At 41.2% G+C, this 13,124-nt stretch carries 14 protein-coding genes; 7 read left to right on the plus strand and 7 right to left on the minus strand.

What is annotated here, in order from left to right:
• Positions 1-107: 107 nt before the first annotated feature.
• The 3 genes from N477_RS00295 (at position 108) to N477_RS00305 (ending at position 1,909) form a co-directional block, all read left to right on the plus strand.
• Positions 108-632, plus strand: a complete 525-nt coding sequence (locus N477_RS00295) for a chalcone isomerase family protein (RefSeq protein WP_063364186.1) — start codon at positions 108-110, stop codon at positions 630-632.
• Complete coding sequence (locus N477_RS00300) at positions 632-1,195, plus strand: DUF3833 family protein (protein WP_063364185.1); 564 nt, start codon at positions 632-634, stop codon at positions 1,193-1,195. Before N477_RS00295 ends, N477_RS00300 begins: the two co-directional genes overlap by 1 nt.
• Before the next feature lie 162 nt (positions 1,196-1,357).
• Positions 1,358-1,909 (plus strand): metal-dependent hydrolase, encoded by a 552-nt coding sequence (locus N477_RS00305; RefSeq protein ID WP_063364184.1) that lies wholly within the window; start codon positions 1,358-1,360, stop codon positions 1,907-1,909.
• Between the two features lie 51 nt (positions 1,910-1,960).
• On the opposite strand, the gene N477_RS00310 is transcribed toward N477_RS00305, so the two are convergent.
• The 3 genes from N477_RS00310 to N477_RS00320 form a co-directional block, all read right to left on the minus strand.
• Complete coding sequence (locus tag N477_RS00310) at positions 1,961-2,278, minus strand: hypothetical protein (protein WP_063364183.1); 318 nt, start codon at positions 2,276-2,278, stop codon at positions 1,961-1,963.
• A 99-nt stretch (positions 2,279-2,377) separates the two neighbouring features.
• Complete coding sequence (locus N477_RS00315; RefSeq protein ID WP_063364182.1) at positions 2,378-3,328, minus strand: GlxA family transcriptional regulator; 951 nt, start codon at positions 3,326-3,328, stop codon at positions 2,378-2,380.
• A gap of 102 nt (positions 3,329-3,430) precedes the next feature.
• Positions 3,431-3,970, minus strand: coding sequence for an isochorismatase family protein (locus N477_RS00320; RefSeq protein ID WP_063364181.1), 540 nt, complete (start codon positions 3,968-3,970; stop codon positions 3,431-3,433).
• A gap of 188 nt (positions 3,971-4,158) precedes the next feature.
• Here N477_RS00320 and N477_RS00325 point away from each other — a divergent pair, with 188 nt between their 5' ends.
• The 3 genes from N477_RS00325 (at position 4,159) to N477_RS00335 (ending at position 5,934) form a co-directional block, all read left to right on the plus strand.
• Positions 4,159-4,365 (plus strand): hypothetical protein, encoded by a 207-nt coding sequence (locus N477_RS00325; RefSeq protein WP_063364180.1) that lies wholly within the window; start codon positions 4,159-4,161, stop codon positions 4,363-4,365.
• 212 nt (positions 4,366-4,577) lie between these two features.
• Positions 4,578-4,904, plus strand: a complete 327-nt coding sequence (locus N477_RS00330; protein ID WP_231098171.1) for a hypothetical protein — start codon at positions 4,578-4,580, stop codon at positions 4,902-4,904.
• 277 nt (positions 4,905-5,181) lie between these two features.
• Complete coding sequence (locus tag N477_RS00335) at positions 5,182-5,934, plus strand: substrate-binding periplasmic protein (RefSeq protein WP_063364179.1); 753 nt, start codon at positions 5,182-5,184, stop codon at positions 5,932-5,934.
• Positions 5,935-5,964: 30 nt separating this feature from the next.
• Here N477_RS00335 and N477_RS00340 read toward each other — a convergent pair whose 3' ends face one another.
• The 4 genes from N477_RS00340 to N477_RS00355 all read right to left on the minus strand — a co-directional run bounded on the left by N477_RS00340 (position 5,965) and on the right by N477_RS00355 (position 11,846).
• The gene (locus tag N477_RS00340; RefSeq protein WP_063364178.1) at positions 5,965-7,413 is read right to left on the minus strand and encodes a dihydrolipoyl dehydrogenase; all 1,449 of its coding nucleotides are present in this window, start codon (positions 7,411-7,413) and stop codon (positions 5,965-5,967) included.
• A gap of 67 nt (positions 7,414-7,480) precedes the next feature.
• Positions 7,481-8,215, minus strand: coding sequence for a glutathione peroxidase (locus tag N477_RS00345; protein ID WP_063364177.1), 735 nt, complete (start codon positions 8,213-8,215; stop codon positions 7,481-7,483).
• Positions 8,216-8,462: 247 nt separating this feature from the next.
• The gene (locus tag N477_RS00350) at positions 8,463-10,625 is read right to left on the minus strand and encodes an ATP-binding protein (protein ID WP_063364176.1); all 2,163 of its coding nucleotides are present in this window, start codon (positions 10,623-10,625) and stop codon (positions 8,463-8,465) included.
• 240 nt (positions 10,626-10,865) lie between these two features.
• Positions 10,866-11,846 carry a DUF4097 family beta strand repeat-containing protein gene (locus N477_RS00355; RefSeq protein ID WP_063364175.1) on the minus strand — a complete coding sequence of 327 codons (981 nt, stop codon included), beginning with the start codon at positions 11,844-11,846 and terminating at the stop codon, positions 10,866-10,868.
• 246 nt (positions 11,847-12,092) lie between these two features.
• Between N477_RS00355 and N477_RS00360 the strand changes: the two genes are divergently transcribed.
• Positions 12,093-12,860, plus strand: coding sequence for an MBL fold metallo-hydrolase (locus N477_RS00360; RefSeq protein WP_231098174.1), 768 nt, complete (start codon positions 12,093-12,095; stop codon positions 12,858-12,860).
• Positions 12,861-13,124 lie beyond the last annotated feature (264 nt).

Raw genomic sequence — 13,124 nt, forward strand, 5'->3', positions numbered from 1 at the left:
TTGGTTATATTTTGTAAAAATGAAATGGTGGTAAATTGTCTAAGATGAAGTGAACAATCCTGACCACCGTTGCGTATAAGCTGTTGAACATAAATGATGGATTAAAAATGAAACAGTTTAAAAATAGCCTGCTGGCAATGCTGCTTTTGGTGAGTGGAATGGCCGTTAGTGAAGATAATCAAGGACTAGACTTAACAAAAGGCATGACACAAGTAGGCCAAACGGCCCGTATGACGTATTTATTCTGGGATGTGTACGATATTAGCCTCTATTCCCCTTCTGGTAGTTATAACAGTCTCGCTCCTTTTGTGCTTCAACTCACCTATTTAAGAAATTTAGATGGCGAAGAGATAGCAAAGCGATCATTAGAAGAGATGCAGAAGCAAGGGTTCGATGATGAAGCGCTTGGTGCAAAATGGCTTTTGCAGATGAAACAAATTTTTCCTGATGTAACAGAAAACTACTCACTTTATGGTGTACGAGATGAAAACGGTGCAACACGTTTTTATGACTCTGAAAAGTTACTTGGGGAAATTACAGATCAAAATTTTACTAAGTGGTTTTTCGATATCTGGCTGAGTGAAAAAACCACAGAGCCAAAAATGCGCTTGAAGTTACTAGGAGAAAAATAATGAAACTGGTTGTATTACTTTGCGCCTTAGTATTGCTATCGGCTTGTCGTAGCTCAGTACAAAGCGATGAATATCAAAATATGACGCCAAACATCGATGTGTATGATTTTTTTGATGGGCAGGTAAATGCATGGGGTATTGTGCAAAATCGCAGTGGTGAGTTGGTACAGCGTTTTAAAGTGCGCATTGATGGTTCAGTTAATGATATTGGTGAACTGGTCTTGGATGAAGCGTTCACTTATGGTTATGGTGATGGTGTTAAGCAGCGTGTCTGGACAATCAAAAATGGTGATAATGGGCTTACAGGTAACGCACCAGATATTGCAACGACAGCTATTGGCACGGTATATGGTAACGCTTTGAGATGGCAATATGAGATGGATTTGCCTGTCGATGATACCACTTACCGAGTTGTGTTTGACGATTGGATGTGGGCCTTTGATAAGTGTACCTTGATGAATCGCTCCTACATCAAAAAGTTTGGTTTGGTGATGGCTGAAGTGACAATTTTCATGCAAAACACAGAAGTTAGCAAAGGCTGTACAGGGGCTTTACACCCATAACTAAGCCGTTTATCGTTTTATAAAGTGTGTATTTAACCTGCACACTTTATACTATTTACAAGTCTTTCCAACGCAAACTTTCAACACGTACATTCAGCATAAATTTATCCTGTTCCCTTTATATTCTTACTCCATTCATTGACGCATGATTAGGATTATTAAATGGCGCCAGCAACGCATTTTTTATTGAGCTGGGCACTGTCTGCCACAGTTTTACAAAATCGGAGAAATCGTGTACTTGCTAGTCTATCTGGGGTAGCGCCTGATTTAGATGGAATCGGGGTTGTTGTCGATCTCATCTTTGCCAAAACTAACCTGTATGGTAAATATCATCATGTATTAGGACATAATTTATTAGCTGCATTGTTGATAGCATCGATATGTGCTTTTTTAGCAAAGTCGCATAAGGTAAGTATGTGGTGCCTGTCATTTATTTGCTTTCATTTACATATTATATGCGATGTGCTCGGTTCAAAAGGCCCTGATGGTTTTCAATGGCCTATTCAATATCTCTATCCTTTTTCCACTGATTTTACTTTAACTTGGCCTGGGCAATGGGAATTAAATGCTTGGCAAAATCAATTGATAACTGTGTTATTAATGCTGGTCTGCGTTTATATCAGCGCAACCAAGAAAATCTCATTTTTTGAGATATTTGGTCGCCGTATAAACGCTGAGGTGTTTAATATGTATGAAAAATACATAAAAAGGTGACAGGTTCATGTCACGGTTTTTTTTACGCATATGCACGGGCATGTCAGCAGACTAGAGTTTACCCTGCATGTAGGCGTCAATTTCTTCTGCCATATGTGACTCTATGTCGTCTTCTAATTCAGGCTTTGTCGTGTCGTGCATTGAGATAAACTTATTCGCTTGTTCGGTGCTAAGCAGTTTGTTTTTTACTCTATATTCCCACTCTGGTAGGGTTTTATCATATCTGGGCACAACGCTCACTGTGGCGAACTGGTTCTGCCACGGAGAAGCGTTTTCTTTTTTGCAAAATGCTTCGATATGATCTTTACCCTGCGGCCCCATGCAGCCTGGTTCTAATCGCAATTGTATATAGAGTAATAGGTCACTCATAAACACTCCAGCAGTATTGATTTCTTTGAGTTTAGACATTCCTAAAGATAATATAAATTTATTATCAGATAAAGGTATTGATATGACGCATAAAGCGGTTTAAGCATCACAGTGTAGCTGGCGAAATTGCTGAGGGCTCATATGAGCCGTTTGGGTAAAGACTCGCCTAAATTGACGACTGCTGGAATATCCACAGTGCTGTGCGACTAGTTCAATACTATGATTGCTGCGCTTTAACAGTTGCTGTGCATGGCCCACTTTGATGTGTTGAAGATACTCTCTTGGGGTTATGCCCAAATGAATGGAAAATAAGCGGCTCAACTGTCGCTGTGATAAACATGCTGTGTGGGCAAGTTGCGCCAAGGAGTAGTGTTTGTCGACGTTGCTGCACACCAAATCTTGTACTTTATGAATGCCACGGTGCATATGGTTACGATACTGAAGCCAGCTGCTGAGCTGTGGGTCTTGGCCAGTTCGACGGAAATAGACTAACATTTCTTGCGCTACTTGAGCACCGATATGCTCTGTGAACCGAGTACTAACAAAATAGATTGCCATGTCGATCCCCGAGCTAATCCCTGCGCTGCTTATAATATTGCCATCTTCAACAAAAATTCTATTGTCTAGTACTTGGCAGTTAGGAAAAGCGATACGCATTTTATTGATGAGTTGGTAATGCGTTGTGCACGATTTGTTGGCTAATAAACCTGCTTTTGCGGCAAGTATAGAGCCTGAACAAATTGTTAAAACCGTCTGCTTAGTGACAGTACTTTTCAGCCATTGAATTGTTTTATCAGCATCTTGTGTCGTATATGCACAAAATGCATCATGGCAGCCCGGAAGCACAATGATATCATCGCAAGCTAGTTCAGTGGGCAAAGGTGCTAGGTTATGCAGTTGTAGTCCGCCATCACAATTGAGCTGTGTCGTCGCACTGATGTATTTTATTTCGAATTGTATGCCCAGGCGTTTGGTTTCTAAAAATACCTGCAATGGCCCTGCAAAATCCAAAGGCAGTGTATCTGCGAGTAATACAAAGTATATGGTCACGATAGAGTGCTACCTATAACTTGACTGATGAAAATGCATAGATAGTTTTTCATCAGGCAATATGATTCGTATGAATTTAAAAAAGTATACTATTTCACAGTATTAGTAATCACTGGGATCTTGAATGGAAGCAAAGCGCTTAGCAAGCACTAAATTGGTTCTGGCTTTAAGCTCCTCCGCTGGGTAGAGTTTATGAGTGATCGGACATTTCATGTCAAAGGTCAATGTCGCCTTGGTGACAAACTCAACATTAAAACCGAGATCGGAAGCGACCCTTGCTGTGGTTTCACAACATTGTTCAGTTCGTATACCTGTGATCACGACTGTATCGATATTGTGGCGCTTTAGCCATGTTGCTAACCCGGTATCTGTAAAAGCATTGTGTACTGATTTATAAAACACTTTTGTAAATGAGCTTGGTAAAAAGTCCATGGCTTTAACCAAGCCTGAAGCAGGGTTAAACGGACTGTCAGGCATATCTTCCCGGCTATGCAGTACTTTGATAATCGGCAAGTTAGCACTGTTAAAATGTTCAACTAGGCTCCCTAGGTTTTTTTTGAAGTCGAGGAAATATTTTTCCTGCCAATAATCAGTTTCAAAAAAAGAATCTTGTGTATCAATAATGATAAGCGCTTTGTTCATAGAGTTTGTCCTATTACGGTTACGTTGTTGTGACCAGTTTAAAGAGTGAGGCAATGCGCGTAGATACCTATTCATGACAATCATAGGACAAAATAAGACACACTATAGTTGGGTGTATATTGTGCAGATTAATCGTTGACATAGATGATTAATGTATATACGTTTGTATATACAAAAAGGGGTTGTATATGGCAAAGAATAAAGACGCGCAACTTATTGTGCGGATCAATAAGGCCCAAAGAGATGAGTTTGTTGCTTTATGTAATGAGCTAGATACCAGCTCATCCAAAGAGATCAGAAAGTTTATCAAGCGGTTTGTAAATAAGCACAAGCCGAAGCAAAAGGCGCTAAAAGGAGATCAAAATGGCGAAAAAAGTAGAAGTGAAACAACTTAAAAAAGAAGTTAAGCAACGTATCAAAAAAATCGCAAAGCACGAAGCAAAGATCAAAAAGTTAAAAAAAGCGATTAAAAAAGCATAGTCATATGCAAAGTAATCAAAGGGCAGCGTAAGCTGCCCTTTTAGTTTGCGGTTAAGCACTATCGCTTGTCCCTATAAGTATATTTTGTTGTTTAGAATCATATTATATGATGGTATGTTGGCATTTCATGATTTTTAAACTATTGGGCCTAGAAATGACTTGGACTTGCGAAAATTGCCATACTCACATTGATGATGATGCATTTGAGGTCTGTTGGAATTGCAGTTGTGTAAGGGGTGAAAAGCCTGTGAATGCAAGCACTGCCGCTTTATGTTGTTTAAGGTGTGATATTCCACTCACATTTATTGGTACCAAGGAGTTCCATGAAGGGATGCGTTGGGGCGTGTTAGGTAATCTGGCCGAGTTCTTTGTCAATAAAGAGCAACTTGATATGTTTGCTTGCAAGCACTGTGCAAAAGTCGAATTTTTCTTAGCTGGAAAACATCCTCATTAAAACCGGCTCCACAGTAAAAACTAGTCTGCCTTGTAAGGCCATATAGGTGATAATTGGTTTATTGTTTAGAGCGAACCTGCTGATAAATTAAGCGTCCCAAGATAACTTACCAGCAACTTTAATCTCGTTGACTTAAGCTGTGATGGATGATCTGTTAGAGCTTGCACTTAGTGCAATGATTCAATTAAATGGCTGCTTAGTTGATTGATTATTTGCGGAGATAGGCCTTACAAACCTCGTGTGAGCATCTACACTTTAAGGTGTAGCGAGGAAACATATGATGCCTAAGTTTGCGTTTTACATAATGATGGTGTTGTTAGCGCAGTTCGCTGTTGCTAAAGGGCCTAACCTTGTTTGGTTCACAGAAGACTACCCGCCTTTTAATTATCATGTGAATGGTCAAGTTGAAGGTATTGCGATCCAAGCATTAAAGCTCGTTTATCGTGATTTAGGATGGAAATTCGATGACAATGAAGTGATGTTACTGCCTTGGCCTCGAGCTTATCAAATGACATTATCAAATAATAACGCCTGCATATTTTCAATGACTTACACTGAGGAGCGAGCAAGGCTGTTTCAATTTATTGGTCCTACGATGGATAACCATGTGGCCATCATTGGTCATAAAGAAACAGATTATCATTTACCGAACCTACGAAGCATTGGCGACTTAAAAATTGGGGTGGTAAAAAATGACATTGGTCATCAGTTGTTACGTCAGTTGGGAGTTGATAAAGAGAGCTTGGTATTTTTGGCTTCCGGTTTTGAGCTGGTACAAATGTTAAAGTTAAAACGCATAGATCTTATCGCGTATGGTGACGTTATTGCGCGTTATCAGTTTAAACGAGCTGGGATAAATCCTAAGCACTATCGCATTGTGATGCCGCTACGCTCATCTTATTTGGGATTTGCGTGTAATAAAGCGATAGATAAGCGCATTATCGATAAAATGAATGACGCGTTGAAAGTGATTAGAGGCCGTCAGCCTGAAATTTTTGATCCAGAATACTTTTACAGCCAAACTGAGTGAGCTGTGTGCTCACTCGAGATTGCTTGTGGCTTATGCGCCAGGACCACACTCTAAGCAATGTTTGATAATGTCTGGGCCGAACTTTAATTTTGCATTGACGTTACGAAGCGCTGTTCTAACCCCTTCTTCAATGACCGGGTGGTAGAATGGCATATCCAGCATTTGCGGTACCGTCATCTTATTTTGCACAGCCCAAGCAAGTAAATGTGCAATGTGCTCTGCCGCTGGTCCAATAAACTCAGCGCCTAAAAATAAACCAGTCCCCTGCTCTGCATACACGCGCATATGGCCTTTATTTTTTAACATCACGCGGCTGCGACCTTGGTTTTCGAAGCTAACTTCGCCGATTTCATAACAACCACATTCGCCGTAGTTAGCGGTCAATTGAGCATAATTATCGCCAACCATGCCTATTTGCGGATCGCTAAACACAGCAGCGATGGGTGTGCGGCGTAAACCATTTCTGATATCAGGAAAGCGCCCTGCATTCACACCAGCAATGGTGCCTTGATCAGCGGCTTCATGCAGCAATGGAATTTGGTCGCTGGCATCACCGGCGACAAAAATGTGGCTATTTCCGCATTGCATGGTATGTGGATCAGCAATCGGCACGCCATGATCTTCCAGTTCTAAAGAGGTATTTTCCAGACCAAGTTGGTCCACATTCGGTACCCTACCTGTTGCAGCAAGCACGTAATCAAACTGCTCAGTTTGAGACTGACCTTGCTTGTCCACATAAGTTAATTGTGCTTTACCGTCTACGACCTTCATATCAGATACTTTTGCATCCGTATCGACATAAAACTCGTCAGCAAAAACAGTATTGGCATAGTCTCTAATCACAGGATCTGTGAGTGGCCCAATATTACCGCCTACGCCGAATAATTTTACATTTACACCGAGTCTATGCAGTGCTTGACCAAGCTCTAGGCCAATCACGCCTGGGCCAAATACTGCAACGGACTCAGGTAAATCTTGCCAATCAAAAACATCATCATTGATGATAAGCTTGTCACCAAATGCCAAAAATGGGGGGGGGATATTTGGTCTAGAACCGGTTGCAGCGACAAAGCGCTTAGCTGTAATAACGGTGTGATCATCAATTTGCACGCGGTGGTCATCAAGAAACTTAGCGTGACCAATGATACGGTCTTCAACAGGCAACTCCTCTACAGCTTCAACAACAAATCCGACAAAGCGATCTCTTTCACTGCGTACACGGGCCATCACCGCTTTACCATCAATCTTTGCAGGTTCTGACATGACGCCAAACTGAGGAGCTTGTTCAACATGATGTGCTGCCTCTGCAGCGGCGATTAACAGTTTACTGGGCATACAGCCTACACGTGCGCACGTTGTACCATATTTACCGGACTCAATCATAAGCACGTTGGGTGTATATTGTTTTGCATTACGATAAGCACTTAGGCCAGCAGTACCTGCACCAATCACAACGACATCTGTTTCAAGCTGTTTCATTATTACCTCACTAAAGATTGGAAATGTGGTTTAGAGGGGCTGTCATGCCCCTTTACAGTGCTGTTATTTAGTTGTTTTCAAAGTAAGTTGTTAAATCATCTGAGCCGCCAATGTGCGCGCCACCAATGAATACCTGTGGTACCGTTTCACGTCCTGATAGTGCTTTTAAACTGGTTAAGCTTGCTTGCTGGCCCAGTACCAACTCTTCATAAGCTAGGCCTTTTTCACTTAGTAGCGCTTTTGCTTTGGCACAGAAAGGACAGCCAGGTTTAGTGATAATTGAAACCGGTTCTGGCTTTTTCTGATTTGGGTTGATGTATTCAAGCATGGTATCTGCATCAGATACTTCAAACGGGTCGCCCGGTAAATCTGGTTCAATGAACATTTTCTCGATAACGCCATCTTTAACTAACATTGCGTATCTCCAGCTGCGCTTGCCAAAGCCAAGGTCACTCTTGTCTACCAGCATGCCCATGCCATCTGTGAACTCGCCATTGCCATCTGGGATAAGTGTTACATTTTCTGCTTCTTGATCTTTTGCCCAAGCGTTCATGACAAAAGTATCGTTAACAGACATACAAATAATGTCATCCACGCCATTTTGCTTGAACACATTTGCCAGCTCGTTGTAACGAGGTAAGTGTGTTGAAGAACATGTTGGTGTAAACGCACCTGGTAGTGAAAACACGATGACAGTTTTGCCTTTGAATAATTCGTCAGATGTAATGTGTTGAAATTCATCACCTACGCGAACTGGGAAAGTGACTGATGGTACGTTTTGGCCTTCAATATTGTTTAGCATTTTATATTCTCCTCGAAAGTTGATGGAGTTATTATGTCGCCGGAACGGTAATTTGTATATTTGATTGAATTAATCGAACCAATCAAAAAAATTGATTGGTTAATTTCACTCTTATCAAAATATAGACGTTAAATGACAAATTGATTAGGGGCGTATCAACTAAGGTACGCCTTTAATACTGAGAAGCGAAAAGCGGCCATTGAAGTAAGACCGCAACCGAGCATAGGTGAATGGTGTTGGAAGGGGATTAGGACTTGATTGGTAAGGTAAATTGGATCACTACCCCGCCTAAGTCACTGTGCTTTGCTTCAATATGACCCTGATGTAACTCAATGATTTTCTCGCAGATTGATAAACCGAGTCCGGAGCCACCCAAATCTCGACTGCGGGATTTGTCACAGCGATAAAGTCGCTCAAATAGCCGGCCTAATGCCTCGTTGCTCACGCCTGGGGCACTGTCTTCAAAAGTACAAACGATATCTTGTTCTTTTTGCATAACAGTTATTTTGATTTGGCCCGGTTTGTCTGTGTAATGTACGCTGTTTCTTGCCAAGTTATTAAATACCTGATTGAGTCGGCTGATATCACATTCAACTTTTATAAGTTCTGATAACTGATTGATGTAGATGACTTCTAGATCCGAGGTATCAATAATGGGCGCGATGGCGATAGTAAGATCATCAAACAAGGCTTTTGCTTGGCACTGTTCAAATTCAAGCCGCAGGTTGTCTGTATCCGCTTGGGCTAACTCATAAATATCTGCAATCAGGGTATTGAGCATATCAAGCCTTCTTTGTAGCACTTTATACGTTGTTTTCGGATCTTCTGTTAAATTGTACTCAAGGGCTTCAATATTCAACTTAAGCACGGTTAAAGGCGTACGTAACTCATGGGATACATCTGCAAGTAGTTGTTGTTTTAAGCTTAGACTTTGGTTGAGTAGCTCAGTTTCTTTTTCCATGACGCGGCGGCGTTTTAAATGGTAAAGATAGAACAGCAAGAGAAAGTTGGTCAGTACGATGATGGCTGCTGCTAGGACAACCGTGCGTGTTTTAGTGTCTTGTTGAGACTTCGCAAGGCCTGCTTGTAATTCATTAACCTCAAGTCGCTTTAGGCCTATTTCGCTATTGAGTTTTTTCGCTTCTAGGCGGGTGGTAATGGCTTGTTGGTTAATTGCTTCTTTAGCCGCGAAGGCGCGTTCTTGATAATGTAAGGCTTGTTCAAAGTCTGCTAGGTTCTTAAATGCCACAGCAAGGCTTTGCAATACGATGAGGTTATCCTCATTACTGACCTTATCTAGTAGACCGGATAGATGCGCAATGGCTTCAGAGGGTTTTTCATGAGCCAGTGCCTCACCTAGCTTGACGCTAAATTCATTAAATAGGGTTTTATTATCCTGCGGGCTGAGCTTTTTTAAACTCTGTGTAATGAGTTTGATGGCTTTAGGGTATTCAGCGTTAGCCAAGGCTATTTTTCCTTGCACAGCGTGTGCTCTGGCTAAGTTTTTCTCGTTTTTAACAATCGTGAAGAGGTTATTCGCCTTGTCAATTGCAATACGCGCAGCAGTGAGATCTTTAAGTTCAATATATTGCTGTGCAATATGAAGCTGTGTCACCCCCATGTAGTTTTTATCGTCTAGTTTGGTATCTATCTCATAAGATTTATTGAGTGCGTCAATTGCAGCTTGGTGGTCTGAAAGCTTTTCATAAATACGCGCCAAGCTGAAGTAGGTTGAAGAAATATGGGCAAGACTTATATCAGGTTCACCGAGCTGAAACTCTAACTGTTGATTTAAAACATCGAGCGCTTTATCAAGTTGGTGGAAATCTCTATATATTTTGGCTTCTGTACTTAATGCGGCACTGAATAAATGCGCGTTATTAATTTTGTTTGCCGTATCTTTGGCTTGAAACACATGAGAGAGCGCTTGAAAGTAATCTTTTTGTTCCGAAAGCACGTTAGCTAGCATGCGATGGGCATGGCTTTGCATTCGAACATCGTTTGATTTGGCAAATTGAGCAACGGCGTGCTCAAAGTGATGCTTTGAGTCGGTGTTATTACCAAGCAAGATTGCTAAATCCCCTGCTACCCAATGATATTTACCCAAAAAGTTAGCATCCGGAAACTGGGTTAAATGAGCGGCAAGGTGTTCGAGTCGTTCTGCGGCTAAACTGAATTGATTGGTTCTCACCAAATGCAATGCGCTTCGATGTAAAACGTAGGTGCGCTGTTTTGCAGTTAAAGCCGGATCTGTGAGTAAGGTGTGTGCATCTTCTAACAAGGCAATTCTATCTTTGTTACCTTTTGCTTCCGACTGTGCTTTGTACTGTTCGAACTCTTCCAAGGAGTGAGCATGATGACAGTATGTCGCAAGTGACAATAAACACGTCGAGATAAAGACCTTAAACACAGAATTCCCATAGGTTTAGCAAGCAAGAGAACTATATTATGAAAACTGAGTAGGATGGGATATAGGTAATTATTATTAACAATACCAGATTGCTATGCATTTTTTTCAAATATGCGACAGCTTTGGCATAAGTAAATGTCGTAATGGGTCGGAAGTTCTTCTTGTAGAGTCATCACTTTTAAGGCTGTGCCCTATTTTTAGGGGCACAGCGATTTGTATGTGGTTAGCTTTAGTGCCTCATTATCTATCTAGATTGAGGGTTGAGACATGTGAAACATTCGAGATTTTAACGTCACCTGAACCATCTTCCGTGATTTCCAGTGCATGACTATCACTGACTGCAATATCACCAGCATCATCTTCAATCGATACCTGGCCTCTTGTTTGTGTTACCCTGATATCTCCAGAGCCGTCATCAATAGTGACATTACTTGCTATGTTCGAAATTTTTATATCACCCGCATCATCTTTGAGTGTTACCGATTGACCTCCAATGATATCAATTTCACCAGAGCCGTCTTCAAGGGTGATCTCACCTATAATATTTCTTAGCTTGATATTGCCAGATTCATCATCAATGAAGACAAATTGACCTGCGTTGATATTAATATCTCCAGAACCATCTTGAATATGAATGCCTTGTTTTGCATTGGTTAGGGTGATCTGCCCCGAACCATCCTGAATACGGATATCTTTTGCTGCATTGGTAACAGTAATATGACCTGAGCCATCTTCAATATTGATTTCGCCATCGATATCGGCCAGTTCGATGTAACCTGAGTTATCGTCTATGGTAATGCCTTTGACATTAGAGACTGAAATATCCCCAGAGCCATCATCTATTTCAAGTAGCATATGTTGTGGCATGTGTACCTCAACACTAATTTGCGGGCTTTGGCCTGAATACCAAGCCACACCTATGTATGCATCATGTTTGGCAATCAGTTTTGCTGTATCGCCCTGCTTATCTAATGTGAGTGTGTAGCTTCTGTCGGGGGCTGTGATGATGTGTGCAGTGAGTGAGATAGACTTGGCGTCTTCTATGCCTTTGACAACAATATTGCCTGCACTGTTGTCTATCTTAAGTTCAGTTAGATCTGCTGAAGATAGAGAGAGTGTTTTAGTTTGTTCTATTAGTTCATCTTGAGCATGTCCGTTGACGTGTACTACGCAGCCACTTAGTAGTAAACCGGCGATAATAGGTGTAATTATTCTTTTCATCTTTTTAGTCTTATTCGAGTTTGTTGCTGATATTACAGCAAAGATAAGGCCACATTCGAATAAACCTATAAAACATTGATATTTAATGTTTTTATTTTTTCACTTTCTGTTGGCGTATGACTTTTTTGACCAAAATATAGTGTTATAAGTAATAAAATCGTCAATTCTGTGTCACGATGTGGTCAACTTAATCATGCAGATTCTTTTCAAGGTACTCAGTGAGCTAAGGTGAAGGTATTGCAAGAGGTGATAATTGCAGATGCACTCGCACAACAGTATGAGGCGCCATGCACAGCGGCACCAGACTCTGCACTATTTCTGGGAGTGGGAGATGCAAGCTCTGTGGAGTTAGGTAACTCTGCCTGTTTATTGATACGTAATAACCTACCGTGGCTGTTAATTGACTGCGGTCATGATACGTTAAGACGCTTTGCTGAGGTATTTTCAAATAGATTGCCTGAGCATATTTTTATTACCCATTTGCACTACGACCACGTTGGTGGACTTGAGCAACTGTATTTTAAGGCGGCACTGGCTGGCAAACCGGTGAGATTATATGTGCCCGTTTCTTTAGTCACGCAGTTGTGCGCTATGCTCAGATATACCAAGCTTGCCGAGGAAAAAACAGATGTGTGGCAGACATTCATACTGCATCCTGTGAGCGAGTATTTTTGGCATCAAGACTTAAAAGTTTATACATACCCAGTACGTCACCATGCGCCTAATTCTGCATTTGCATTACACTTACCCGGTGTGATGTTTTATTCAGGAGATACCCGCCCTATCCCTGAGTTGTTGTCTCATGTTTCTGCTAAAAGCGAAATCATATTTCACGATTGTGCGGTTGCAGGCAACCCTAGTCACAGCGGAATAGATGACTTGCTCAGAGAGTACTCAGGTGCTTTGTTGAGTCGTTTATGTGTATACCATTACCATAGCGCGTCTGATCGAGCGCATTTTGACCGTGCAGGGCTAAGATATGCACGTGCTTTAAGCGCTATTCACTTGCGCTAAATTTAATTGAACGATTTATGCACATAGTGGGGTGTTTTGTACCCATTTAACGCAAGAAATCGCATTTTAATAACATTTTAACTATTTTCCGTTATACTTGCGTCAATTTAGATTACACTGAATCGTTTACCTGAGTAACTTCTAGCGTTTATATGTGCATGTTTGCACTTGGAAACTAACTTTTGGCTCGTTGTAAGCGCTTACGTCTACAACCGATATCGGTGTATTTTCGCAGTGTGCGAGCGACAAAATAACAATGTTAAA

Source organism: Pseudoalteromonas luteoviolacea H33-S, from assembly GCF_001625695.1.
GTDB classification, from domain to species: Bacteria; Pseudomonadota; Gammaproteobacteria; order Enterobacterales; family Alteromonadaceae; genus Pseudoalteromonas; species Pseudoalteromonas luteoviolacea_B.